Consider the following 24,372-nt stretch of genomic DNA (forward strand, 5'->3'; position numbering starts at 1 on the left):
AATGAAAAAACACCCTCTCGACTTCTGGGTTGGCTTGTTCGTGGTTCTCGGATTTGCAGCGTTGCTATTCCTCGCGCTCAAGGCTGGAAACATGAGCTCGCTGTCGTTCTCGAGCACGTATCCGGTGACGGTGCGCTTCGACAATATCGGCGGTCTCAAGCCGCGTGCAGCGGTCAAGAGCGCAGGCGTGGTGGTTGGGCGTGTGGCGTCGATCAAGTTCGACGACAAGCGTTATCTGGCTGACGTCACGCTCAACATCGATTCGCAATACCAGTTCCCGAAGGACTCGTCGGCCAAGATCCTGACGTCGGGTCTGCTCGGCGAGCAGTACATTGGCCTCGAACCCGGTGGTGACGACCAGATGCTCAAGGCCGGAGATACGATCACGCTCACGCAATCCGCGATCGTGCTGGAAAATCTGATCGGGCAGTTCTTGTACAACAAGGCGGCGGATGCCGGTGGCGCCCAGGCGGGCGGTGCACCGGCCGCGCAGGCACCCGCAGCGCCCGCTGGCGCACCGACGCCGGGGGCAGCAACGGTAACCCAAGGAAAATAAGAGAAAATGACCAGCTTCCGTACTTCGGCAGTGCTGGCCGCCGGCGCGATGGCGCTGGCAGGTTGCGCCACTGTTACCAACCCGAACCCCGCTGACCCCATCGAAGGTTTCAACCGTTCGATGTATTCGTTCAATGACACGCTCGACAAGGCGGTCATGGTGCCGGTGGCCAAGGGCTACCGTTTCGCAGTGCCGGAACCGGCGCGCGACATGGTCACGAACTTCTTCTCGAACGTGGGCGACGTGTACAACTTCGCCAACAACCTGTTGCAGTTGCAGGTCACGGCCGCCGCGCAGGATCTGATGCGCCTGACCATCAACACGTTCTTCGGCGTGGGCGGTCTGTTCGACTTCGCAACCCCCGCCGGGCTGCCGAAGCACAGCCAGGATTTCGGCGTGACGCTGGGCAAGTGGGGCTTGCCTGACGGCCCGTATCTCGTGCTGCCGCTGCTCGGCCCGAGCACGGTGCGCGACACCGTCGGCATGGCTGGCAATATGTTCATCGACCCGACGTCGTATATCAAGCCGGACTGGGTGAGCTACACGATTTATGGCGTGCGTCTGGTGAACACGCGCGCGAACCTGCTCGACGCTTCGAACCTGCTCGAAGCGGCGGCGCTCGATCCGTACTCGTTCACGCGAGACGCCTATCTTGCGCGTCGCAAGTTCCTGATCAACGGCGGCGCGTCGGGGAACGCAGCGCTGCCGAACTACGAAGACGAAGGTGACACGGCAGGTGCTGCTGGCGCCGCCGGGGCGGCTGCGGGCGGTACGAGCGGCCAGCCGATGCCGGCTGCGCCCGCGTCGGGCGTAAGCGCACCGGCGCCGGCCTCTGGCGCGCAGGGCGAGTCGGACACGCCGCAAGGCTCTCCGGTGCCCGGACCGATGGTCCCGGGAGGACTCCCGTTCCGTCGTTGATCGGCGCAGATCGCGCATCGTTCGGCGCCGATTCGCAAAGATGACAGGGTGCCCCGCTCGCCGGGGCGCCGTCGGCAGGCCCTCGGGCAACAGTTTGTTACACGACACTGCCGTTATTCCGAGAACTCAAGACGCAACGCGGGTATCCAATCCCGCAACACTCGTCACTCGAAAGAGGAAGTCCACAATGAAGAAGTTCTGGCTCATTCCCGTCATGGCATTCATGACGTTTACCGCTGCCGGTTCCGCGATGGCGCAGGCACAGGCACCGGACGCGCTGGTCAAGCAGACCGTGACCGAAGTGATGGCGGCCGCCAAGAGCGATCCGAATGTGCAGAAGGGTGATCTGAACAGCATTACCCGGCTGATCGAAACGAAGATCATGCCGCATGCCGATTTTGTGAAGACCACGCAATTGGCGACCGGCCGCGCATGGGCAACTGCCACACCGCAGCAACGCGAACAACTCACGAACGAATTCAAGAAGCTGCTGCTGTACACGTACGCCGGCGCCATTGCGCAGATTCGCGATCAGCAGGTGGAATACAAGCCGTTCCGTGCCCAGCCGGGCGATACCGACGTGGCCGTCAACACCAGCGTGTTGAACAATGGCCAGCCGATCGAACTCGATTACCGTCTGTACAAGAACGCGAATGGCGAATGGAAGCTGTATGACCTGAACGTGCTCGGCGCGTGGCTCATCCAGGCCTATCGTAGCCAGTTTGCCGAGCAGATCAACAAGAGCGGTGTCGACGGCCTGATTCAGTTCCTGAAGACCCGTAACCAGCAACTCGCAGGCGGCAAGTAAGCGCATGCTCGCGTTGCAGACCGACCTCACACACGACACCGCCGGCGAGGTTCTCGCGAAGGCGATCGACCGCATCGACGCGGGGGAAACCCAGATCGATTGCGCCGGACTGAAGCAGTTCGACTCGTCCGCGCTCGCCGTGCTGCTGGCCCTTCGCCGGCACGCGGTCCGTCGTGGTGCGACGTTGGCGTTCACTAACTTGCCGACGGGGTTAGCCAGCCTTGCGCTGGTGTACGGTGTCGACCATCTGCTCTCGAGCTGATGCGTCTGGCCGGACTGCCGCCCCCGATGAAAGCGCCGTCTCCCAACGGCGCTTTTTTTATGGCTGAGGGGGCGTGCCGGCCGGAAATCGCGCGTTACCGGGTTTTTGAAGGTTACGCGTGTTACGGGGGCTGTCAGGCCGGCGAGACCCGTGTTGAGTACGGCCGGTACCGGCTTCCTTTATAATCGGGGGTTTTCTGCCGACTTTTAGGCAGTTACCCCCTATCCGGGCACCCCTGCCGCCGATTTGGCAGCCGCCGCGATGTTCGCGGCCTGCGCACGCGGCCCGCCGTGGCCGGAGAACACAATGGCGCACCCGCCAAGACGGGTGCGCGCAGTCCATGGCCGCCATCGAAATCCGTAACGTCAAAAAACGCTATCAGGCGTTGCAGGCGCTCAAGGGCGTCAGCTTCTCGATCGAAGAAGGTGAATTCTTCGGTCTGCTCGGGCCCAACGGCGCCGGCAAGACTACGCTGATCAGCATTCTCGCGGGCCTCGCGCGCGCAGATTCGGGCAACATCAGCGTGCTCGGTCACGATGTGGTGCGCGACTACCGCAATGCCCGCCGCAAGCTCGGTGTGGTGCCGCAGGAACTCGTCTTCGATCCGTTCTTCTCCGTGCGTGAAACGTTGCGTATCCAGTCCGGCTATTTCGGGCTGACGCGCAACGACGACTGGATCGACGAAGTGATGGCCAACCTCGATCTGACCGACAAGGCCAACGCCAACATGCGTCAGCTCTCGGGCGGCATGAAGCGGCGCGTGCTCGTTGCGCAGGCGCTTGTGCACCGTCCGCCGGTGATCGTGCTCGACGAGCCGACCGCCGGGGTCGACGTGGAACTGCGTCAAACGCTGTGGAAGTTCATCTCGCGTTTGAACCGCGAAGGCCACACCATCGTGCTGACGACTCACTATCTGGAAGAAGCGGAAACGCTTTGCGACCGTATCGCCATGCTCAAGCGCGGCGAAGTCGTGGCGCTTGAGCGCACGGCCTCGCTGCTTCAGCGCTTTGCGGGCACCCGTCTCGTGTTGCGCTTCAAGCAGGGTACGCTGCCCGACGCACTGCGCCCGCTGCTGGTTGACGCCCAGGCCACGAGCGGAAATCAGTTCGCGCTGCGTCTGGCGGGGTGCGACGAAGTGGAATCGATTCTTGCCACCTGCCGGGCGGCGGGCGGCATTGTCGAGGACATCGACATTCAGAAGGCCGATCTCGAGGACGTGTTCGTGCAGATCATGTCGGGTTCGCGCGCGCAGGAGGTGTCGGCATGATCGGCTTCCGCACGCTGTTCTACAAGGAAGTGTTGCGTTTCTGGAAGGTCAGCTTCCAGACTGTGGGCGCGCCGGTACTCACCGCATTGCTGTATCTGATGATCTTCGGCCACGTGCTCGAAGACCGCGTGAAGGTCTATGACCAGATCACCTACACGGCATTCCTCGTGCCGGGGCTGGTCATGATGAGCGTGTTGCAAAACGCGTTCGCCAACAGTTCGTCGTCGCTGATTCAGTCCAAGATCACGGGCAACCTCGTGTTTGTGCTGCTGCCGCCGCTCTCGCACTGGGAGATGTACGGGGCCTACGTGCTCGCCGCCGTCGTGCGCGGGCTGTCCGTGGGGCTGGGGGTCTTCGTGGTCACGGCCGCGTTCACGCATCTGTCGTTTGCTGCGCCGCTGTGGATCATCGGCTTCGCATTCCTCGGGGCGGCGATTCTCGGCACGCTGGGACTGATCGCGGGTATCTGGGCCGAGAAATTCGACCAGCTCGCGGCATTCCAGAACTTCCTCATCATGCCGGCGACCTTTCTCGCGGGCGTGTTTTACTCGATTCATTCGCTGCCGCCGCTGTGGCAGGCTGTCTCGCACTTCAACCCGTTCTTCTACATGATCGACGGGTTCCGTTACGGCTTCTTCGGCGTATCCGACGTGGCCCCGGAGACGAGCCTCGCCGTCGTCGGTGCGACTTTCCTGATACTCGCAATCGTGGCGCTGAATCTGCTGCGCCGCGGCTACAAACTGCGTCACTGAACTTCTCCAGGATCAGCCATGCTGCCTACCCCCGAACAAATCAAACAGTACATCGAAGCCGGTCTGGCTTGCGAACACGTGGCCGTCGAAGGTGATGGCCAGCACTTCTTCGCGACCATCGTCAGCGCGCAGTTCGAAGGCAAGCGCCTCATTGCGCGTCATCAACTTGTGTACGCCGCACTGGGTGATCGCATGAAGGCCGAAATTCATGCGCTGTCGATGAAGACCCTGACGCCCACGGAGTATCAGGCGCAATGAGGATTACGCAAGAGAGCGCTGGCGCAGCCGGCAATAGCGAGGCCGCCGCCGGCGAGCGCGTGGCCGCGGACCACCTCGAAATCGAAGGTGGCGAGCGGCTGGCAGGAGAGATTACCGTCTCGGGTGCGAAGAACGCCGCCCTGCCCATTCTGTGTGCGAGTCTGCTCACGGACGAGCCGCTGGTGCTTGGCAACGTGCCCGATCTGCACGACGTGCGCACCATGTTGACGCTGCTCGCCCGCATGGGCGTGAAGGTTGAGCGCAACGGCGAATCGGTAACGCTCGACGCGTCGCAAATCACCGAGCCTGCGGCCCCGTACGATCTCGTGAAGACCATGCGGGCGTCGATTCTGGTGCTGGGCCCGTTGCTCGCTCGCTGCGGCGAAGCGCGCGTGTCGCTACCGGGCGGGTGCGCCATCGGCGCGCGGCCTGTCGATCAGCACATCAAGGGGCTTCAGAAGATGGGGGCCGAGATCACGCTGACGCATGGCGATATTGTCGCCAAGGCGTCGCGTCTGCGCGGCGAGACTCTCGTGACCGACATGATTACCGTCACGGGCACCGAGAATCTGCTCATGGCGGCAACGCTCGCCGACGGTGTGACCGTGCTGGCCAACGCTGCGCGTGAGCCTGAAGTGACGGACTTGGCGCGCCTGCTGGTGAAGATGGGCGCGAAGATCGAGGGTATCGGCACGGATCGCCTGGTGGTGACGGGTGTGGCGCGCTTGCATGGTGCAACGCACGATGTCGTGCCCGACCGTATCGAAGCCGGCACGTTTCTGTGCGCGGCCGTGGCGACGCGTGGCGATATCACGCTGCATCGCGTGGCGCCGTCCACGCTCGACGCCGTGATCGAGAAATTGCGCGAAACGGGCGCAAACATTACGGCCGGTGCGGATTGGCTGCGCGTGACGATGGATCGGCGCGCGCGGGCGGTGAGTTTCCGGACGTCGGAATATCCGGCGTTCCCGACCGATATGCAGGCGCAGTTCATGGCGCTGAACTGCATTGCACAAGGGGCTTCGCAGGTCGTTGAAACGATCTTCGAGAACCGCTTCATGCATGTGCAGGAACTGATGCGTCTGGGTGCGAATATTGGCATCGACGGCAACACGGCGCGGATTTCCGGCGTAGAACGCCTGTCGGGTGCGCACGTCATGGCGACCGATTTGCGCGCATCCGCCAGCCTGATCGTCGCGGGTCTGACGGCCGATGGCCGCACGCTCGTCGACCGTATTCATCACCTCGATCGCGGCTATCATCGTATCGAGGCAAAGTTGTGCGCCGTGGGCGCGCGAATCCGGCGTGTCGAAGCACGCCAGGGAGAGATTGCATGAGTTCCGCCAAGCCGGCCCAGCCGCTCGCTCAGCCGTTGACGCTGGCACTTTCCAAAGGCCGCATCTTCACGGAGACGCTGCCCCTGCTGGCCGCAGCCGGTATCGAAGTCACGGAAGATCCGGAGACCTCGCGCAAACTGATTTTGCCGACGACGGATCCGAACCTGCGCGTCATCATCGTGCGCGCGACCGACGTGCCGACCTACGTGCAATATGGTGCCGCCGACTTCGGCGTCGCCGGCAAGGATGTGCTCATCGAGCATGGCGGCGGCGGTCTGTATCAGCCGATCGATTTGAACATTGCGCGCTGCCGCATGTCTGTCGCTGTACCGAAGGGTTTCGATTACGCCAATGCCGTACGTCAGGGGGCGCGCCTGCGGGTGGCGACCAAGTACGTGCAGACCGCGCGCGAGCACTTCGCGGCCAAGGGCGTGCACGTCGACCTGATCAAGCTGTACGGTTCGATGGAGCTGGGGCCGCTCGTCGGTCTTGCCGACGCGATCGTCGATCTGGTGAGCACCGGCGGTACGCTGCGGGCCAACAATCTGGTGGAAGTGGAAGAGATCATGGATATCTCGTCCCGCCTCGTGATCAATCAGGCTGCGCTCAAGTTGAAACGCGAGTCGTTGCAGCCTATTCTGGACGCCTTCGAGCAGGCTTCCCGGCAAACAGCATGAAACTCGATATCCGCAAACTCGATTCCTCCGCCGAAGACTTCGCGAAGCAGCTTCGCGATGTTCTCGCGTTCGAGGCGAGCGAAGACGCCGCCATCGATCGCGCGGCCGCCGAAATTCTCGCCGACGTGAAGACGCGCGGCGATGCGGCCGTTATCGAATACACCAACAGGTTCGACCGTCTGAGCGCGAGCGACATGACGGCGCTCGAACTGCCCGCTGAAGCGCTGGCGGCTGCGCTCGAGAGCCTTGAGCCGAAGCGCCGCGCTGCGCTGGAAGCGGCGGCGGCGCGTGTGCGCGCCTACCACGAGAAGCAACGCATTGAATGCGGCACCCATAGCTGGCAATACACCGAGTCGGACGGCACGGTGCTGGGCCAGAAGGTCACGCCGCTCGATCGCGTAGGCATCTATGTGCCGGGTGGCAAGGCGGCGTATCCGTCGTCGGTGTTGATGAACGCCATTCCGGCGCGTGTCGCCGGCGTGAAGGACATCATCATGGTGGTGCCCACGCCGGACGGCGTGCAGAATCCGCTGGTACTCGCCGCCGCGCATATCGCCGGGGTGGACCGCGTGTTCACCATCGGTGGCGCGCAGGCTGTCGGGGCGCTGGCATATGGCACTGAAACGGTGCCGGCGGTCGACAAGATCGTCGGGCCGGGCAACGCCTTCGTGGCGGCGGCCAAGCGCCGCGTGTTCGGCACCGTCGGCATCGACATGATCGCCGGGCCGTCTGAAATCCTCGTCATCTGCGACGGGTCGACGGATCCCGACTGGGTGGCCATGGACCTGTTCTCGCAGGCCGAGCACGACGAACTCGCGCAGTCGATCCTGCTGTGCCCGGACGAGAAATATCTCGCGCGCGTGCATGCCTCGATGGAGCGCCAGATCGACGAGATGCCGCGTCGCGACGTGATCGCCGCATCGCTGCAAGGCCGTGGCGCGCTGGTCAAGGTGCGCGATATGGCCGAAGCCTGCGAGATCGCCAACGTGATCGCGCCCGAGCATTTGGAAATCTCGGCCGAAACACCGCAGCAGTGGGGCGAGAAGATCCGTCACGCCGGTGCGATTTTCCTCGGCAAGTTTACGAGCGAGAGTCTGGGCGATTACTGCGCCGGTCCCAACCACGTGTTGCCGACATCGCGCACTGCACGTTTCTCGTCGCCGTTGGGCGTGTATGACTTCATCAAGCGTTCGAGCCTCATCGAGGTGAGCGAAGGCGGTGCCCGCATGCTCGGCGAGATCGCCGCCGAACTGGCCTATGGCGAAGGTCTGCAAGCGCACGCGCGCAGCGCGGAATACCGCCTGCATCACGAGTCCTGACATGCGCGACGACGCCCTGCGGCCCGCGTACTGTCAAACGACGTCGGCCACCGCCTGGCGTCGGACCCGCGCACTCGCTGCTTTCCCCTTGTTCTCGCTGCCCGCCCGCCATGCGCGGGCTGGGCTGCGTGCTGCCGCCGTATTCGCCATGTTTGCGCTCGGGGCGGCGGCCAGCACCGCAGCGCATGCGGCCAGCAATGATTGCCAGCACGCCACGTTCGACGGCGCGTCCGTCGAGCGGTTGACGGTGTGCGTGAGCCGTCAGGCTTTCGACAACGATGTCTACGTGTTGCGGCTCAACGGCAAGACCGCCCTGCGCGGCACCGACGACGAAGTCGCCCACGGTGTGTTCGCGCGGGTGGGCAACCGACTCGTGGCTATGCGCTGCGAGGCCGAGGCGGCGCCTGCGCGTGTGAGCCCGGCGGTTGCGCAGGCGCTGTCGTGGCAGACCGGCGTGCGCGTGCAGCGCATTACGGACGCCCTCGGCAGTGTGGAGACGGGCCGCCGGTGTACCGTGAAGATCGACGGTGCCGATGCCGGACGGCTCACGTTCGCGTTCAACTGACTCTCGCTGTCCGACACGCGCCGACTTTCACGCAAGACACTCATTCATCGCCATGTCCGTCAACCAAGTGATTCGCCCCGATGTGCTCGCCATGAGCACCTACCCCGTGCCCGATGCCAGCGGCTTCCTCAAGCTCGACGCGATGGAGAACCCGTACGGTCTGCCGGCGGCGTTGCGCAATGAACTTGGGCAGCGGCTGGCCGACGTGGCGCTCAACCGTTACCCGGCGCCGCGCCCGCAGGCGTTGCTGGAAAAGCTCGCACACGCGATGGGCGTGCCGGCCGGGGCCCGGTTGCTGCTGGGCAACGGGTCGGACGAGATCATCAGCATGATCGCCATGGCCACGGCGCGTCCGGGCGCAGCGGTGATCGCCCCGATGCCGGGATTCGTCATGTACGAAATGTCGTCGCGCTTTGCGGGCATCGAATTCCTGGGCGTGCCGCTGCGCCCGGACTTCTCGCTCGACATGCCGGCCATGCTGAACGCCATTGCGGCGCATCCGGGGGCGGTCGTCTATCTGGCCTATCCGAACAACCCGACCGGCAACCTGTTCGCCGATGACGACATCGAGACGCTCGTGCGCGCCGCAGGCCGGGGGTTGGTGGTGATCGACGAGGCGTACCAACCGTTCGCCGGGAAGACGTGGATGCCGCGTTTGCCGGAATTTCCGAATCTGCTGGTCATGCGCACTGTTTCGAAGCTTGGCCTGGCGGGTATCCGGCTGGGTTATGTGGCGGGGAGTGCCGACTGGCTGGACCAGCTCGACAAGGTGCGTCCGCCGTACAACGTGAATGTGCTCACGCAGGCATGCGCTGAATTCATGCTCGATCATCTTGACGTGCTTGATGCGCAGGCGGCCGAACTGCGGGCCGAACGCACGCGGCTGGCCGCGGCGGTGGCGGCGCTGCCGGGCACGACCGTGTTCCCGAGCGATGCGAATTTCCTGCTCGTGCGCGTGCCGGATGCCGACAAAACCCACGCTCGCCTGCTGGCACAGAAGGTGTTGATCAAAAACGTGGGTAAAATGCACGTATTGCTGGCCAATTGCCTGAGATTGACGGTCGGCACCCCCACGGAGAATGCGGCAATGGTTCAAGCCCTGGCAGCATCACTCTAACAAGCTATACGACGAGAACTCACCATCATGCGCATTGCGGAAGTCGTTCGCGATACCAGCGAAACGCAAATACGCGTCAAGATCGATCTGGACGGCACCGGCCGGAAGACGCTCGATACCGGCGTGCCGTTTCTGGACCACATGCTCGACCAGATCGCGCGCCACGGCCTTATCGACATGGAAGTCGAGGCAAAGGGCGATACCTTCATCGACGACCACCACACGGTGGAAGACGTCGGCATTACGCTGGGCATGGCGGTCGCCAAGGCCATTGGCGAGCGGAAGGGCATTGTGCGCTACGGCCACAGCTACGTGCCGCTCGACGAAGCGCTCTCGCGCGTGGTGATCGATTTCTCGGGCCGTCCCGGTCTCGAATTTCATGTGCCGTTCACGCGTGCGCGGGTTGGCAATTTCGACGTCGATCTGACCATCGAATTTTTCCGTGGCTTCGTGAATCACGCGGGCGTCACGTTGCATATCGACAACCTGCGCGGTATCAACGCCCATCATCAGTGCGAAACGGTGTTCAAGGCGTTTGGCCGTGCGCTGCGCATGGCGGTCGAGATCGATCCGCGTGCGGCGGGTGTCGTGCCGTCCACGAAGGGAAGCCTGTAACGCGAGACGGTCCGGTGCGTAGCGCCGGACAGGATAGCCCGCCGGCCGGTGAGGCCGGCGCCCCCTGCGACGCATTACCGACCGGCCGCACGCCGGCGCCGTGTGCCCCTTATGACGCTCGACGCCTTCAAGTTCTTTATTTCGTTGCTGGCCCTGATCAACCCGCTCGGGGCGATCCCGTTGTTCATCAGCCTGACGTCTTCGCAGACGCGCGAAGAGAAGCGCCATACGATCAAGGTTGCAGCGATCGCCGTGGCGCTGGTCGTTGCCGGTTCGGGATTGTTCGGCGAGGCGATCATTCGCTTCTTCGGCATTTCGATTGCATCACTTGAAGTGGGCGGCGGCGTCATCATGTTGCTCATGGCAGTGAACATGATCAACGCGCAGACGGGCAACACGCGGGCGACGGCGGAAGAGCGTCACGAGGCGGAGGAGCGGCCGAACATTGCCGTGGTGCCGCTTGCGATCCCGCTGCTCACCGGCCCGGGCACGATCAGTACCGTAATCATCTACTCGGGCCGCGCGCACGGCTGGGCGCAGATTCTGGCGCTCATGGCGATCGGTGTGGGCGTGGGAGCGGTGTGCTGGGTGGCGTTGCGTAGTGCCGGACGTATCGAAGGCTGGCTTGGGCGTACGGGCATCAACATCGGCACGCGTCTGATGGGGTTGATCCTCTCGGCGCTGGCCGTGGAATTCATTATCGATGGTTTGAAAATACTGCTGCCGGGTTTGAGATGAATAAGATTGCGATTGTCGACTACGGAATGGGTAACCTGCGCTCGGTCTATCAGGCGCTGCGTGCGGCCGCGCCGGAAGCCGACGTGAGCATCAGCAGCGACGCCGCCGAGATTCGCGCCGCCGACCGCGTGGTGCTGCCGGGCCAGGGGGCCATGCGAGACTGTATGGGCTGCCTGAACGAGTCGGGCCTGCGCGAAGCGGTGGTCGAAGCGGCCGCCACCAAGCCGATGTTCGGCGTGTGTGTGGGCGAGCAGATGCTGTTCGACGTGTCGGACGAAGGCAATACGCCCGCCCTCGGTTTGCTGCCGGGCCGCGTGGTGCGCTTCGACCTCGAAGGTCAGGTGCAGGACGACGGCTCGCGCTTCAAGGTGCCGCAGATGGGGTGGAATCGCGTGCATCAGACGCAGGGCCACCCGATCTGGGCCGGCGTGCCCGACGACAGCTATTTTTACTTCGTGCACAGCTATTACGTCGTGCCCGGAAAGCCGGAACTGACGGCTGGCGAGACAGTCTATGGCGTGCCCTTTACCTGTGCGGTGGCCCAAGATAATATCTTCGCCACCCAGTTCCACCCGGAAAAGAGCGCCCAGGCTGGCCTTGCCCTTTATCGCAATTTCGCACAGTGGAAGCCCTGATCGTGCCCCGGGCGGTGTGTATGCGCCCCGGTGCCTCTCCGAGCTCGTCTGCTGTCCCGGCTTATACTGTGTGTCATGTTGACGAATCCGATTCCGATGTGCCGGTGCCCGGCAAGGCAGGGATCGGTTTTGTGTTGTCCGCGTAATTTGCGATTTTCTTTTACCTCCCACTAGCGACGTTTCACGATTGCCTATGCTGCTCATTCCGGCCATCGACCTCAAAGACGGTCAATGCGTTCGCCTTAAACAAGGCGACATGGATCAAGCCACCGTATTCTCGGAGGACCCCGCTGCCATGGCTCGACATTGGGTCGAGCAAGGCGCGCGCCGCCTCCATCTGGTGGACTTGAATGGTGCATTCGTCGGCAAGCCGCGCAATGAGGCGGCGATCCGCGCCATCATTCAGGAAGTGGGCGCCGATATTCCCGTGCAATTGGGCGGCGGCATTCGTGACCTGAATACCATCGAACGCTATCTCGACGACGGTCTGTCGTACGTGATCATCGGAACGGCGGCGGTCAAGAACCCCGGTTTTCTGAAAGACGCGTGCAGCGCGTTCGGCGGCCACATCATCGTCGGCCTCGATGCCAAGGACGGCAAGGTCGCCACCGACGGCTGGAGCAAGCTCACCGGCCACGAAGTCGTGGATCTGGCGCGTAAGTTCGAGGACTACGGCGTCGAGTCGATCATCTACACCGATATTGGCCGCGACGGCATGCTCCAGGGCATCAATATCGATGCGACGGTGCGTCTCGCTCAGGCGGTGACCGTGCCGGTGATCGCCAGCGGCGGTTTGTCGAATCTGGGCGATATCGATGCGCTCTGCCAAGTCGAGCGTGAAGGTGTCGAAGGTGTCATCTGCGGTCGCGCGATCTACTCGGGCGATCTGAATTTCTCGGCGGCGCAATCGCGTGCCGACGAGCTTTCCGGAGGAGCGGCATAAGCGAGACCACGGCTACGGCCGTCTCGCCTGCCATCATCATGGCTCTCGCTAAACGCATCATCCCGTGTCTGGACGTGACGGCCGGACGTGTCGTCAAGGGTGTCAATTTCGTTGAACTTCGCGACGCGGGCGACCCCGTCGAGATCGCCCGCCGTTACGACGAGCAGGGCGCAGACGAACTGACGTTCCTCGACATCACGGCGACCTCCGACGGGCGCGACCTCATCCTGCCGATCATCGAAGCGGTGGCCGCGCAGGTCTTCATTCCGCTGACCGTGGGCGGTGGCGTGCGTGAGGTGGCCGATGTGCGCCGCCTGCTCAACGCCGGTGCCGACAAGGTCAGCATGAATTCGTCGGCGGTGGCGAACCCGCAACTGGTGGCCGACGCGGCAGCCAAGTATGGCTCGCAGTGCATTGTGGTCGCGATTGACGCCAAGCGTGTCTCGGCCGATGGCGAAGCGCCGCGCTGGGAAGTCTTCACCCACGGCGGCCGCAAGGGAACCGGGCTGGACGCGGTGGGCTGGGCGAGGCAGATCGAAGCGCTGGGCGCCGGCGAGATTCTGCTCACCAGCATGGATCGCGACGGCACGAAGAGCGGCTTCGACCTGGCGCTCACGCGCGCTGTCTCTGACGCCGTGAACATTCCCGTGATCGCCTCCGGCGGCGTGGGATCGCTCGCCGATCTGGCCAATGGCGTGACCGAAGGCCACGCAGATGCCGTGCTCGCCGCAAGTATCTTCCATTACGGCGAGCACACGGTCGGCGAAGCGAAGCGCTTCATGGCCGACAAGGGCATTTCGGTGCGGCTCTGAACGGGAATCGACGGATCATGACGCAAGACTGGCTGGACAAGGTAAGTTGGGACGCACAGGGCCTCGTGCCCGTGATCGCGCAGGAAGTCGGCAGCAACGACGTGCTGATGTTCGCCTGGATGAATCGTGAGGCGCTTGCGCGCACGGTCGAGACCGGTGAAGCCGTCTACTACTCGCGCTCGCGCAAACGCCTGTGGCACAAGGGCGAGGAATCGGGCCACGTGCAGAAGGTGCATGAGATTCGTCTGGATTGCGACGAAGACGTGGTCCTGCTCAAGGTCGAGCAGATCGACGGCATTGCCTGCCATACCGGCCGTCATTCCTGCTTCTTCCAGAAGTTCGAGGGCAGCGTCGAAGATGGCCGCTGGGCCACCGTCGAGCCGGTGCTCAAAGACCCCCACAAGATCTACAAGTGACCGCCATGAACGATACGCTCGAGCGTGTTGCCGAAGTGATCGCCTCGCGTAAGGGGGGCGATCCCGACAAGTCGTACGTTGCACGCCTGTTTCACAAGGGCGACGACGCGATCTGCAAGAAGATTGGCGAAGAAGCTACCGAAGTGGTGCTCGCGGCGAAAGACATTCGCATTGGCGGGGCCGACAATCTGCGCCAGAAACTCGTCAACGAGACGGCCGACCTGTGGTTTCACTGCATGGTGCTGCTCGCCCATCACGACCTGAGCCCGAACGAAGTGCTCGCCGAACTGGCACGCCGCGAAGGGTTGTCGGGGCTCGTCGAGAAAGCGCAGCGCGCCACGCGCGGCGAACACGCGGACTGACTTCCCCTGGCCGTCTGGCCGTCGTGCCCGCCGTGGCGCCCATCGCGCGCCTGGCGGGCAGACTCACGCGAGGAGACGCCTCATGAACGATCCGCAATCCCCCGGCACGACCGGTTCGCCCGGCAGCACTGACCACCCGTACGTCGTCACCCCTCCGGCGAGCGCACCGAGCGCCGAGCAGGAGCGGGCGTTGCGCAAGCTCACGCATGTGCTCTACGCGCTCTATGCGCTGTTCTGGCTCACGGGAGGCGTGACCGCCATCGTGGCGATCATCATCAACTACATCAAGCGCGACGATGCGACCGGCACGCTCTACGCCTCGCATTTCACCTGGCAGATCCGCACTTTCTGGTGGTCGGTGGCCTGGGGCGTGCTGGGTGTGGCGCTTGCCGTGGTTATGGTCGGCTTTGCGATTCTCTGGGTGCTCGGCATCTGGACGCTGTACCGAATCGTCAAGGGCTGGCTCTACCTGAACGACAACAAGCCAATGTACGCTGCGCGCGCCTGAACGGCGTTGGCCGCGTTTCGATCCATTCGAGAATTCGAGAGGAAGACACACGTATGACGCAAGATAACTGTATCTTCTGCAAAATTATCGCCGGGCAGATTCCGAGCACGCAGGTCTACGCCGACGACGACGTCGTGGTGTTCAAGGACATCAATCCTGCAGCCGACCTGCATTTGCTGATGGTGCCGCGCGAGCACATTGCCACGTTGCAGGACTGCGAGCCCGAACACCAGGCGCTGCTCGGCAAGATGATGCTGCTCGCACCCAAACTGGCGGCCGAACAGGGCTATCGTTTCGACGGGAATGCGTCGAACATCGAAGGCAACGGCTTCCGGGTCGTGATGAACACGGGGCCGGGTGGCGGGCAAGAGGTTTATCATCTTCACATGCATATCCTGGCCGGCCCTCGGCCGTGGAAGCGTATGTAAGTGATGGTGGCAGCATAATGCGACGAATTGCCGCGTGATGTTGTCAGTTTGTGCAACAGTTCCGCATCGGGAAAGGTTTCACGAAACATTTATTTCTACCCGGCGTCCGGCCCGGTTACGATGCAGGACGTGACGCACGATGTGCCACAATGGGGCATTATTGCTGCGCTCACCGGGGCAAACACAGAGCGCCCCAATAAGACCCCGTCGCGAGGCGGCAGGGGTGGGGAAACGCAAGGAGAGTGGTCATGGGTTCGTTGAGTATTTGGCACTGGCTGATCGTGCTGGTGATCGTGATGATGGTTTTCGGCACCAAGAAGCTGCGCAATATCGGTAGCGATCTGGGCGGTGCGGTAAAGGGCTTCAAAGATGGCATGAAGGAGGGCGAAGGTGGCGCTCCGGCGGCCAAGGACGACCCGGCTGCTGCCAAGGAACTGCGCGATTCGACCACCATCGACGTGCAGGCCAAGGACGCGAGCAATCACAAGCAAGGCTAAGCCGGCGTCGACATGATCGATCTCGGCCTTTCCAAACTGATGTTGATCGGCGTTGTCGCGCTGGTCGTGATCGGTCCCGAGCGCCTGCCGAAAGTGGCTCGTACGGCGGGCGCGCTCTTCGGCCGCGCCCAGCGCTATATCAACGATGTGAAGGCTGAAGTGAGCCGCGAGATGGAGCTCGACGAGCTGCGCAACATGCGCACGCAGTTCGAGGAAGCGGCCCGCAGCGCCCAGAACACCGTTCAAAAACAACTGCACGAGCAGGAAGCATCGCTCAACGACGCTTGGGCGAGTGCCACGGGGACATCGACGGGCGAGATCGCCGGCGGAGGCACAGATGCAGCGACCGGGTATTCCGATAGCTATCTTGCCGAGCCGGTGGTGACGTCGGGCATACGTGCCTCGACCAAGCGCCGCAACTGGCGCGTGCGCCGGGCTGCCACGCCGATGTGGTTCAAGCAGGCCAGCACCACGCGCACGCGGGTGCAGTCGGGAGCCGCGCGCGTGGCGCGTCACACGCCGGCCAAACTGCGCCGGCCCGTCAAGTTCTTCTGAGGCGCTTGCGCACCGAACTTCCCGCCAACTGGCACTGTGCTGCCGGCTTCATTCCTGGATAAGTCGACGTGAGCGACGACAAGCAAATCCCCGACGGGGGCACCGAAGAGACTTTCATCTCGCATCTGATCGAGCTGCGCAATCGCATTATTCGCGCAGGTACGGCAGTGATCGTTGTGTTCCTCTCGCTGGTCTATTGGGCGCCTGACATCTTCCGGCTGCTTTCCCGCCCGCTGATGCAATCGCTGCCGGCCGGCGGCAAGATGATCGTCACGGACATCACCGGTTCGTTCTTCGTGCCGATGAAGGTCACGATGATGGTCGCGTTCGTCGTGGCGCTACCCATCGTGCTGTATCAGGCATGGGCGTTCGTCGCACCGGGGTTGTACCAGCATGAAAAGAAGCTGGTAATGCCGCTCGTTGTCAGCAGCTACACGCTGTTTCTGCTCGGCATGGCGTTCGCCTACTTCCTTGTGTTCCCGACCGTGTTCCACTTCATGGCGCATTACAACGCGCCTTTGGGCGCGGAGATGAACACCGATATCGACAACTACCTGAGTTTTGTCCTCACAATGTTCCTGTGCTTCGGGGTGACCTTCGAAGTCCCGGTCGTGGTGGTGGTGCTCGCGCGTATGGGCGTGGTGAGCATTCAGAAGCTCAAGCAGATTCGGCCGTACGTGGTGGTGGGCGCCTTCGTGCTGGCCGCCGTCGTCACGCCGCCGGACGTCCTCTCGCAACTGATGCTGGCGATTCCGCTGATCATCCTTTACGAGTTGGGCCTGATCGCCGCACGGATCTTCGTCAAGCAGGGACGCACGGAGGACGAAGGCAGCGAAGGGAACGGGCAGGCGGCGCCGTAACGTCATCGGACGTTGCCCGAGCGGGGACGCCGGGCACACCGCTCGCGACAGCGATAGGTTGGCAAGCACACGAAAGCACGGGCGAGTCCCGTGCTTTTTTGTTGGGCGATGGGAAGCGACGGCGCGACGGCGCTCAATTCGCCAGGGTCGAGGGCGCCGATATTCGTCGCCCAAACGAAAACGGCCGCGCCGAAGCGCAGCCGTTTTGTCTTGCCGGGAGCCCGATGCCGTCAATCGGCGTTGTTGTCGTCGCTACCGTCGTCTTCGTCCTGCGCCGGCCGCTTGGGCGGCGGCGGGCGCTTGCCGATCATCACGGTGAGGTCCAGTTCCTTCTTCTTGCGCGTGACATGCAGCTTGGCCTGCGTGCCCGGCTTGATCTGGGCGATGACGTTGAGCAACTCGGTCGTGTCGCGAATCGACGCGTCGTTCACCTTGGTCAGAATGTCGCCCGGCTGAACGCCCGCCTTGTCGGCCGGCCCGCCCTGCACCACACCTGCGATGATCACGCCCGAATCCTGTTGCAGACCGAAGGACTCGGCGATATCCGAGGTGATGTCCTGCGGCTCTACGCCGACCCAGCCGCGCGTGACCGCACCGGTGGTGATGATGCTCTCGAGTACCGAGCGGGCCGTCGACACGGGAATCGCGAAACCGATACCCATATTGCCGCCGCTACGCGAGTAGATCGCGGTGTTGATCCCCAGCAGATTGCCGTTCACGTCGACCAGCGCGCCGCCCGAGTTGCCCGGGTTGATGGCGGCATCCGTCTGAATGAAGTTCTCGAACGTGCTGATATCGAGGTGATTGCGGCCCAATGCGCTGATGATGCCCATCGTGACCGTCTGACCCACGCCGAACGGGTTGCCGATCGCGAGCACCACGTCGCCCACCCGCACCTGCTCCATGCGGCCGAGCGTGATGGCAGGCAGGTTGTCGAGCGTGATCTTCAGAACCGCCAGATCGGTCTCGGGGTCGCTGCCGACCAGCTTGGCGCGGGCCTTGCGGCCATCGGCGAGGGCGACTTCGATCTCGTCGGCGCCGTCCACCACATGGTGATTCGTGAGAATATAGCCTTCGCTGCTCACAATCACGCCCGAGCCGAGGCTCGACACCGGATCTTGCCGCACCGTGCCGCCGCCGTCGCCGAAGAAATAGCGGAACAGCGGATCGTCGAGGCGCGGATCGCGATTCTGCTTTTGTTCCTTGCTGGAAAAAATGCTGACCACCGCGGGCATGGCCTTTTGCGCGCCGTCAGCATACGAGCCGGTCGCCGGCTTGTCCGACAGACTCGGCGCCACTTCCTGCAAGGCGATGATCGGATTGGCCAGTTGCTTGCCGAACGAACCCTGGCGTTGCAGCCACTGAGGCTTGAGAGTGGCGATGATGAAGAGCAACGCAAGCAGCACGGTGACCGCTTGCGCGAACAGTAGCCAGAAGCGTCTGAGCATGAAAGAGCGAGACCTTATATGAATCGTGTTGAACTCGAATTGTATCTGAACGATACCCTGCAAATCGCGCAATTTCGCGATTACTGCCCCAACGGTCTACAGGTCGAGGGGCGTAGCGACATCCGAAAAATCGCTAGTGGCGTGACCGCCAGCCTGGCCTTTCTCGAGGCAGCCCGCGACTGGGGCGCCGATGCCGTTCTCGTTCACCACGGCTATTTCTGGAAGAACGAAGATGCCCGCATTACCGGCATGAAACGTCGTCGTCTGGGGGTGTTGATCGGTCATGACATCAACCTGTTCGCCTACCACTTGCCGCTCGACGCGCATCCTGAAATGGGGAACAACGCACAACTCGGCAAATTGCTGGATTTTACCGACGATGGGGGCCGATTCGGCCCGGATCAGCTCGGCTGGCTCGGGGCACCGGCGCAGCCGACGACATTGGCGGCGCTGGCGGCGCATGTCGGGGCCCGGCTGGGGCGCGTGCCCCTGATGCTGGGGGCGCCGAACCGGGAGGTGCGCCGCGTAGCGTGGTGCACCGGCGGGGCACAGGGCTTCTTCGAAGCGGCGATTGCGGCCGGGGCCGATGCTTACATCAGCGGCGAAGTGTCCGAGCCGACCCAGCATCTCGCGCTTGAAAGCGGCGTGGGATATCTGGCGGCGGGACACCACGCGACAGAGCGTGGCGGCGCGAAGGCCGTTGGCGAGCATGTCGCGGCGCGTTTCGGGCTCGAACACCGGTTCTTCGATATGCCGAACCCGGCCTGACCCGGACGAGCCCCGCTCGGGGGCGGCGTTACATCAGCCTCGCCGCCCGCGAAGCGTCACCCGTTCTGCTTCTTGAGGCTGTCGCGGATTTCGCGCAGCAGAACAATGTCTTCCGGGGTGGGCGCCGGTGCTGCCGGGGCTTCCGGTGCCGGGCGCTTGAGCCGGTTGATCTGCTTGACCATCAGAAAGATGATGAAGGCCAGAATCAGGAAGTTGAGGGCGACGGTGATGAAATTACCGTAACCGAAGACGGCCACACCGGCCTTGGTCAGGTCGGCGTAGGACGTCGGGTTGCCCTTGAAGTCAGGGGGGATCGTGCCGAGCAGGATGAATTTGCTCGAGAAATCGAGACCGCCGAAGATCGCACCGACGATCGGCATGATCAGGTCCTTGACGACCGAATCGACGATCTTGCCGAAGGCCCCGCCGATAATCACACCGACGGCCAGATCGATCACATTGCCTTTGACGGCAAATTCCTTGAATTCCGACATGAAGCTCATGCCATTCCTCCGCTGTTTTGATGAGTGGCCGGGGGGTGCATCGCTGCGCCAGCCCTCACGAATTGGCATTGATTGACCGGTAATTCCGTGCGAGGCCACAGGCCAGCGGCATGGGTCGCGATGAGCATTGTCACGCGATTGCCACAGGCCGCGCACGATGTCACCGGGGCGAGACAACGAAAATGATGACTAAATGTCGTGCACGCGTCAACGAAAGCAGCGATCATAGCGGTTCTCGTGCAGCATCCCAGAAGCGAAACCCCGGGTGAGCGCTTGCCACCCGCAGGGTACGTTAATCCTTTGAAAATACGCGAAAACCACTAGGAGACTGGGGCGTTTTGCCGTTGTTTCAGGCATTTGCGCTCGCGTATGATTTCAGGTTGACGGAAATACCAATTCAACCGTGTGGGGCTTGTGATGAGTGACAATCAAGAAAAGGCCGTCGACAGTAGCCGCCGGAATCTGTTGATTGCGACGTCCGTAGCTGGAGGCGTGGGCGGCGTTGCAACACTGGTTCCTTTCGTCAGTTCCCTGGAACCCTCGGAGCGTGCCAAGGCAGGTGGGGCACCGGTCGAGGCCGACATTGGCAATCTCAAGCCCGGGGAGAAGATGACCGTGGCGTGGCGGGGTCTGCCTGTCTGGATCGTGCGCCGCACGCCGGACGAGATGGCTTCGCTGTCCAAAGTGACGGCAGAACTGGCCGATCCGGACTCCAAGGAAACGTTTTCCTACCCGATGCCCGACTATTGCAAGAACGCGTTCCGCGCGCGTACCGAGCAGAAGGACCTGCTCGTGGTGGTCGGCATCTGTACTCATCTCGGCTGCATTCCTTCCGGCCCCTATCAGGCGAACACCAACGCCGCGCTGGGCCACGATCCGGGCTTCCTGTGCCCGTGCCATGGTTCCACCTACGATATGTCGGGCCGCGTCTTCAAGAACAAACCGGCGCCAAAGAATCTCGACGTTCCTCGTTACATGTTCGTGAACGACACCAAGATCGTGATCGGTAAAGACGAAAAAGGAGAAGCGTAAATGGCCGCCGACAAACAGGTCGACACGACGGGCTTGCTGGGCTGGATCGACCGACGGTTCCCGCTCACCCAGCTCTGGCGGGAGCACGCGTCCGAATATTACGCGCCCAAGAATTTCAATTTCTGGTATTTCTTCGGTTCGCTGGCCATGTTAGTGCTGGTGATCCAGATTCTCACCGGTATTTTCCTGGTGATGAACTACAAGCCCGATGCCAACCTCGCGTTCGCGTCGGTCGAGTACATCATGCGCGAAGTGCCGTGGGGCTGGCTCATCCGTTACATGCACTCGACGGGCGCCTCGATGTTCTTCGTCGTGGTGTATCTGCATATGTTCCGCGGGCTGTTGTATGGCTCGTATCGCAAGCCGCGCGAGCTGGTGTGGGTGTTCGGCTGTCTGATCTTCCTGTGCCTGATGGCCGAAGCGTTCATGGGCTATCTGCTGCCCTGGGGGCAGATGTCGTACTGGGGCGCTCAGGTGATCGTGAACCTCTTCTCGGCGATTCCGTTCATCGGCCCGGATCTGTCGCTGTGGATCCGTGGCGACTACGTGGTGTCGGACGCCACGCTCAACCGCTTCTTCGCGTTCCATGTGATTGCGATCCCGTTGGTGCTGATCGGGCTGATCGTCGCGCACATCATCGCGCTGCACGAAGTCGGGTCGAACAACCCCGACGGCATTGAGATCAAGGACAAGAAGGACGCCAACGGCCGGCCGCTCGACGGTATTCCGTTCCATCCGTATTACACGGTGCACGACATCATGGGCGTGGGCGTGTTTCTGATGGTGTTCTCGGCGATCGTTTTTTTCGCGCCGACGATGGGCGGTTACTTCCTGGAAGCGAACAACTTCATCCCGTCCGATCCGCTCAAGACGCCGCCGCATATTGCGCCGGTGTGGTATTTCACCCCGTTCTACTCGATGCTGCGCGCCACGACCGACGACTTTAAGCACGTGCTCATGGTGCTGGCGGTGATCGTCACGGCTGTCTGGTGGATCAAGGGCAAGGCGGCGGCGACGACGAAAGTGGCAGCGTCTGGCGGTGTGGTGTTGCTGCTGTTGGCGATGTATCTGACCGAAGCCAAGTTCTGGGGTGTGGTGGTGATGGGCGGTGCGGTGGTCACGCTGTTCTTCCTGCCGTGGCTGGACCATAGCCCGGTGAAGTCGATTCGTTACCGTCCGGGCTTCCACAAGGTGCTGTTGGGTATTCTCGTCGTCATTTTTGCCGTGTTGGGGTATCTGGGGATCCAGGAACCGACGCCCGTGAAGACCGCGATCTCGCAGGTCGGCGCGCTGTACTACTTCGGATTCTTCTGGCTGATGCCGCTCTGGAGCAAGCGGGGCACATTCAAGCCGGTGCCGGAGCGCGTGACCTTCGCGGCGCACTGAGCGCACGCAAACGACGACTAGGGATATCAAGATGAGAAAACTGTTGCTTATCCTGGCGCTCCTGAGTAGTTTCACGGCGCCGGCTTTTGCTGAAGAGGGTGTGGCGCTCGACACGGCGCCCAATCGGATCGACGATCTGGCCTCGTTGCAGCGCGGCGCGAAGCTGTTCGTGAACTACTGTCTGAATTGCCATTCGGCGGCGTCGATGCGGTATTCGCGCCTGAAAGATCTGGGATTGTCGGACACGGAGATCAAGAACAACCTGCTTTTCACGACAGACAAGATTGGCGAGACCATGACAGTGGCCATGCGCGCTGCGGATGCCAAGGAGTGGTTCGGATCGGCACCGCCCGATCTGTCGGTCGAGGCGCGGGCGCGCGGTACGGACTGGCTGTACACGTACTTGCGTACGTTCTATCGGGACGATGCGCGGCCGACGGGTTGGAACAACCTGGCGTTCCCGAATGTGGGCATGCCGAACCCGTTCTGGCAGTTGCAGGGGCAGCGAGGTTTGAAGCACGTGGAGGGCGCGGAGCATGGTCCGGCGCAGTACGTGCAGATCACTCAGGGGACGATGAAACCGGTGGAATTCGATTCTGCCGTGGCTGATCTGGTATCTTATCTGGATTGGATGTCAGAACCGGCGCAACGCACGCGTCGGCAGTTGGGTGTCTGGGTTTTGTTGTTCTTGGGACTCTTTACGGTACTTGCCTGGCGCCTGAATGCGGCCTATTGGAAGGACGTGAAGTAAAATAACGTCTGTACGACGGGGCCAGGGTTTGGGAAGCGTCGGTTTCCCGCCCCGGCCCCGTTGGTTTTTAAGGAAGACGCGCTATGATGGTTTTGTACTCGGGCACTACGTGCCCCTTCTCCCAGCGTTGCCGGCTGGTTTTGTTCGAAAAAGGCATGGATTTCGAAATCCGTGACGTCGACCTGTTCAACAAGCCGGAAGACATTGCGGTGATGAACCCGTACGGTCAGGTGCCGATTCTTGTCGAGCGTGACCTGATTCTGTACGAATCGAACATCATCAATGAGTACATTGACGAGCGATTCCCGCATCCGCAGCTGATGCCGGCCGATCCGGTTCAGCGTGCGCGTGCGCGCCTGTTCCTGTTCAATTTCGAGAAAGAGCTGTTTGTGCATGTGAGCTCGCTCGAGAACGAGAAGGGCAAGGCGGCAGAGAAGACGCATGAGAAGGCGCGTGGAGCGATTCGCGATCGTCTGACGCAGCTTGCGCCGATTTTCGTGAAGAACAAATACATGCTGGGCGAAGAGTTCTCGATGCTCGACGTGGCGATTGCGCCGCTGCTGTGGCGTCTGGATCACTATGGCATTGAGTTGTCGAAGAATGCTGCGCCGTTGATGAAGTATGCCGAGCGGATTTTCAGCCGTCCGGCGTACATTGAAGCGCTGACGCCGTCTGAAAAGGTGATGCGTCGCTAATGCGTTGAATTACCCGCTGGCGAAGCTGGTTTGCCGAGAATGGCGATCGGGTTTCGCGGCGGGGTGAGTTGGTCATATGCCTGAAACGTCTACCAAGCCTTATCTTCTGCGCGCGCTGTACGAGTGGTGTACCGACAACGGATATACACCGTATTTGGCCGTGCATGTCGATGCCAAGACGCGAGTTCCGCGCGAGTTTGTGAAAGATGGCGAGATCGTGCTGAACATCAGCTTCGACGCCACGAGCGGATTGCAGATGGGCAACGACTGGATTGAATTCAGCGCCCGTTTCGGTGGTATCTCACAGAAGGTGGAAGTGCAGGTACCGAACGTACTGGCGATCTACGCCCGTGAGAATGGTCAGGGGATGGCATTTCCGGTCGACAAGCAGGCGTCTGCGGACGAGGGGACGGAGCTGGAAGCCGTGCCGTCGGTGCAGGAGCCGGGCGACGACGATCCGGAACCGCCGAGACCTGGCGGCAACGCGCCGGCGGGCGGTAATGCCGGCCGCGCTCACCTGAAGGTGGTGAAGTAACGTGATTGCTGGGTGAGTGGCGTAGTGCTTATGAGCATTGACCATTCAC

At 62.3% G+C, this 24,372-nt stretch carries 31 protein-coding genes and 2 pseudogenes; 31 read left to right on the top strand and 2 right to left on the bottom strand.

Annotation, left to right across the window (positions count from 1 at the left end):
• Nucleotide 1 precedes the first annotated feature (1 nt).
• From mlaD to tatC, 24 genes are all read left to right on the top strand, one after another.
• Entirely contained in the window at nucleotides 2–556 is a 555-nt protein-coding gene (gene mlaD, locus AT395_RS01895) for an outer membrane lipid asymmetry maintenance protein MlaD (RefSeq protein ID WP_048628209.1), read from the top strand.
• 6 nt (nucleotides 557–562) lie between these two features.
• Entirely contained in the window at nucleotides 563–1,474 is a 912-nt protein-coding gene (locus tag AT395_RS01900) for an MlaA family lipoprotein (protein WP_042113367.1), read from the top strand.
• A 187-nt stretch (nucleotides 1,475–1,661) separates the two neighbouring features.
• Nucleotides 1,662–2,282 (top strand): MlaC/ttg2D family ABC transporter substrate-binding protein, encoded by a 621-nt coding sequence (locus tag AT395_RS01905; protein ID WP_042113365.1) that lies wholly within the window; start codon nucleotides 1,662–1,664, stop codon nucleotides 2,280–2,282.
• Between the two features lie 4 nt (nucleotides 2,283–2,286).
• Complete coding sequence (locus tag AT395_RS01910; protein ID WP_042113364.1) at nucleotides 2,287–2,544, top strand: STAS domain-containing protein; 258 nt, start codon at nucleotides 2,287–2,289, stop codon at nucleotides 2,542–2,544.
• A 340-nt stretch (nucleotides 2,545–2,884) separates the two neighbouring features.
• The gene (locus AT395_RS01915) at nucleotides 2,885–3,811 is read left to right on the top strand and encodes an ABC transporter ATP-binding protein (RefSeq protein ID WP_042113363.1); all 927 of its coding nucleotides are present in this window, start codon (nucleotides 2,885–2,887) and stop codon (nucleotides 3,809–3,811) included.
• Nucleotides 3,808–4,563, top strand: coding sequence for an ABC transporter permease (locus AT395_RS01920; protein WP_042113361.1), 756 nt, complete (start codon nucleotides 3,808–3,810; stop codon nucleotides 4,561–4,563). The genes AT395_RS01915 and AT395_RS01920 overlap by 4 nt, the downstream gene beginning before the upstream one ends.
• 18 nt (nucleotides 4,564–4,581) lie before the next feature.
• Nucleotides 4,582–4,821, top strand: coding sequence for a BolA family protein (locus AT395_RS01925; RefSeq protein ID WP_010808172.1), 240 nt, complete (start codon nucleotides 4,582–4,584; stop codon nucleotides 4,819–4,821).
• Nucleotides 4,818–6,158 (top strand): UDP-N-acetylglucosamine 1-carboxyvinyltransferase, encoded by a 1,341-nt coding sequence (murA, locus tag AT395_RS01930; RefSeq protein ID WP_094067959.1) that lies wholly within the window; start codon nucleotides 4,818–4,820, stop codon nucleotides 6,156–6,158. Before AT395_RS01925 ends, murA begins: the two co-directional genes overlap by 4 nt.
• The gene (hisG, locus tag AT395_RS01935) at nucleotides 6,155–6,835 is read left to right on the top strand and encodes an ATP phosphoribosyltransferase (RefSeq protein WP_010808174.1); all 681 of its coding nucleotides are present in this window, start codon (nucleotides 6,155–6,157) and stop codon (nucleotides 6,833–6,835) included. The genes murA and hisG overlap by 4 nt, the downstream gene beginning before the upstream one ends.
• Nucleotides 6,832–8,154, top strand: coding sequence for a histidinol dehydrogenase (hisD, locus tag AT395_RS01940; protein WP_042113359.1), 1,323 nt, complete (start codon nucleotides 6,832–6,834; stop codon nucleotides 8,152–8,154). Before hisG ends, hisD begins: the two co-directional genes overlap by 4 nt.
• A gap of 1 nt (nucleotide 8,155) precedes the next feature.
• Nucleotides 8,156–8,719, top strand: coding sequence for a hypothetical protein (locus AT395_RS01945; RefSeq protein ID WP_042113357.1), 564 nt, complete (start codon nucleotides 8,156–8,158; stop codon nucleotides 8,717–8,719).
• Nucleotides 8,720–8,771: 52 nt separating this feature from the next.
• Nucleotides 8,772–9,836 carry a histidinol-phosphate transaminase gene (gene hisC, locus AT395_RS01950; RefSeq protein ID WP_042113355.1) on the top strand — a complete coding sequence of 355 codons (1,065 nt, stop codon included), beginning with the start codon at nucleotides 8,772–8,774 and terminating at the stop codon, nucleotides 9,834–9,836.
• Nucleotides 9,837–9,863: 27 nt separating this feature from the next.
• Nucleotides 9,864–10,451 carry an imidazoleglycerol-phosphate dehydratase HisB gene (hisB, locus tag AT395_RS01955; protein WP_042113353.1) on the top strand — a complete coding sequence of 196 codons (588 nt, stop codon included), beginning with the start codon at nucleotides 9,864–9,866 and terminating at the stop codon, nucleotides 10,449–10,451.
• 111 nt (nucleotides 10,452–10,562) lie between these two features.
• Complete coding sequence (locus AT395_RS01960) at nucleotides 10,563–11,189, top strand: MarC family protein (RefSeq protein ID WP_042113352.1); 627 nt, start codon at nucleotides 10,563–10,565, stop codon at nucleotides 11,187–11,189.
• Entirely contained in the window at nucleotides 11,186–11,824 is a 639-nt protein-coding gene (gene hisH, locus AT395_RS01965; protein WP_042113351.1) for an imidazole glycerol phosphate synthase subunit HisH, read from the top strand. The genes AT395_RS01960 and hisH overlap by 4 nt, the downstream gene beginning before the upstream one ends.
• A gap of 193 nt (nucleotides 11,825–12,017) precedes the next feature.
• Entirely contained in the window at nucleotides 12,018–12,767 is a 750-nt protein-coding gene (gene hisA / locus AT395_RS01970) for a 1-(5-phosphoribosyl)-5-[(5-phosphoribosylamino)methylideneamino]imidazole-4-carboxamide isomerase (protein ID WP_042113350.1), read from the top strand.
• A 38-nt stretch (nucleotides 12,768–12,805) separates the two neighbouring features.
• Nucleotides 12,806–13,579 carry an imidazole glycerol phosphate synthase subunit HisF gene (hisF, locus tag AT395_RS01975; protein WP_048628208.1) on the top strand — a complete coding sequence of 258 codons (774 nt, stop codon included), beginning with the start codon at nucleotides 12,806–12,808 and terminating at the stop codon, nucleotides 13,577–13,579.
• A 17-nt stretch (nucleotides 13,580–13,596) separates the two neighbouring features.
• Nucleotides 13,597–13,995: a phosphoribosyl-AMP cyclohydrolase gene (hisI, locus tag AT395_RS01980; RefSeq protein WP_042113348.1), complete on the top strand. Its 399-nt coding sequence runs from the start codon at nucleotides 13,597–13,599 to the stop codon at nucleotides 13,993–13,995.
• Nucleotides 13,996–14,000: 5 nt separating this feature from the next.
• A complete protein-coding gene (locus AT395_RS01985) occupies nucleotides 14,001–14,357 on the top strand; it encodes a phosphoribosyl-ATP diphosphatase (protein ID WP_042113347.1) in 357 nt (118 codons plus the stop codon).
• 82 nt (nucleotides 14,358–14,439) lie between these two features.
• Complete coding sequence (locus AT395_RS01990) at nucleotides 14,440–14,865, top strand: DUF4870 family protein (protein WP_224787520.1); 426 nt, start codon at nucleotides 14,440–14,442, stop codon at nucleotides 14,863–14,865.
• Nucleotides 14,866–14,918: 53 nt separating this feature from the next.
• Nucleotides 14,919–15,293 (top strand): histidine triad nucleotide-binding protein, encoded by a 375-nt coding sequence (locus tag AT395_RS01995; RefSeq protein WP_042113345.1) that lies wholly within the window; start codon nucleotides 14,919–14,921, stop codon nucleotides 15,291–15,293.
• Nucleotides 15,294–15,541: 248 nt separating this feature from the next.
• Nucleotides 15,542–15,790 carry a Sec-independent protein translocase subunit TatA gene (gene tatA / locus AT395_RS02000; protein ID WP_042113344.1) on the top strand — a complete coding sequence of 83 codons (249 nt, stop codon included), beginning with the start codon at nucleotides 15,542–15,544 and terminating at the stop codon, nucleotides 15,788–15,790.
• A 12-nt stretch (nucleotides 15,791–15,802) separates the two neighbouring features.
• Nucleotides 15,803–16,345, top strand: a complete 543-nt coding sequence (tatB, locus tag AT395_RS02005) for a Sec-independent protein translocase protein TatB (RefSeq protein ID WP_042113343.1) — start codon at nucleotides 15,803–15,805, stop codon at nucleotides 16,343–16,345.
• 68 nt (nucleotides 16,346–16,413) lie between these two features.
• The gene (tatC, locus tag AT395_RS02010) at nucleotides 16,414–17,205 is read left to right on the top strand and encodes a twin-arginine translocase subunit TatC (protein WP_042113340.1); all 792 of its coding nucleotides are present in this window, start codon (nucleotides 16,414–16,416) and stop codon (nucleotides 17,203–17,205) included.
• 230 nt (nucleotides 17,206–17,435) lie between these two features.
• Here tatC and AT395_RS02015 read toward each other — a convergent pair whose 3' ends face one another.
• A complete protein-coding gene (locus tag AT395_RS02015; RefSeq protein ID WP_042113339.1) occupies nucleotides 17,436–18,653 on the bottom strand; it encodes a Do family serine endopeptidase in 1,218 nt (405 codons plus the stop codon).
• A gap of 18 nt (nucleotides 18,654–18,671) precedes the next feature.
• Here AT395_RS02015 and AT395_RS02020 point away from each other — a divergent pair, with 18 nt between their 5' ends.
• Nucleotides 18,672–19,421, top strand: coding sequence for a Nif3-like dinuclear metal center hexameric protein (locus tag AT395_RS02020; protein WP_048628207.1), 750 nt, complete (start codon nucleotides 18,672–18,674; stop codon nucleotides 19,419–19,421).
• A 56-nt stretch (nucleotides 19,422–19,477) separates the two neighbouring features.
• On the opposite strand, the gene mscL is transcribed toward AT395_RS02020, so the two are convergent.
• A complete protein-coding gene (gene mscL, locus AT395_RS02025) occupies nucleotides 19,478–19,924 on the bottom strand; it encodes a large conductance mechanosensitive channel protein MscL (protein WP_042113335.1) in 447 nt (148 codons plus the stop codon).
• A 417-nt stretch (nucleotides 19,925–20,341) separates the two neighbouring features.
• On the opposite strand from mscL, the gene petA reads away from it, so the two are divergent.
• The 6 genes and pseudogenes from petA (at nucleotide 20,342) to AT395_RS02050 (ending at nucleotide 24,323) form a co-directional block, all read left to right on the top strand.
• Complete coding sequence (gene petA / locus AT395_RS02030; RefSeq protein ID WP_042113334.1) at nucleotides 20,342–20,956, top strand: ubiquinol-cytochrome c reductase iron-sulfur subunit; 615 nt, start codon at nucleotides 20,342–20,344, stop codon at nucleotides 20,954–20,956.
• Between the two features lie 147 nt (nucleotides 20,957–21,103).
• Nucleotides 21,104–22,198 (top strand): annotated as a pseudogene (locus AT395_RS02035) (cytochrome b); the annotation flags it as partial.
• Nucleotides 22,199–22,218: 20 nt separating this feature from the next.
• Nucleotides 22,219–22,377: pseudogene (locus tag AT395_RS26435) on the top strand (hypothetical protein); the annotation flags it as partial.
• The gene (locus tag AT395_RS02040) at nucleotides 22,374–23,093 is read left to right on the top strand and encodes a cytochrome c1 (RefSeq protein ID WP_048628206.1); all 720 of its coding nucleotides are present in this window, start codon (nucleotides 22,374–22,376) and stop codon (nucleotides 23,091–23,093) included. The pseudogene AT395_RS26435 and the gene AT395_RS02040, both read left to right, overlap by 4 nt.
• Before the next feature lie 83 nt (nucleotides 23,094–23,176).
• Nucleotides 23,177–23,788: a glutathione S-transferase N-terminal domain-containing protein gene (locus AT395_RS02045; RefSeq protein WP_010808196.1), complete on the top strand. Its 612-nt coding sequence runs from the start codon at nucleotides 23,177–23,179 to the stop codon at nucleotides 23,786–23,788.
• 76 nt (nucleotides 23,789–23,864) lie between these two features.
• Entirely contained in the window at nucleotides 23,865–24,323 is a 459-nt protein-coding gene (locus AT395_RS02050) for a ClpXP protease specificity-enhancing factor (protein ID WP_048628205.1), read from the top strand.
• Nucleotides 24,324–24,372: the final 49 nt, after the last annotated feature.

It is taken from the genome of Pandoraea apista (assembly GCF_001465595.2).
Classification (GTDB): Bacteria; Pseudomonadota; Gammaproteobacteria; order Burkholderiales; family Burkholderiaceae; genus Pandoraea; species Pandoraea apista.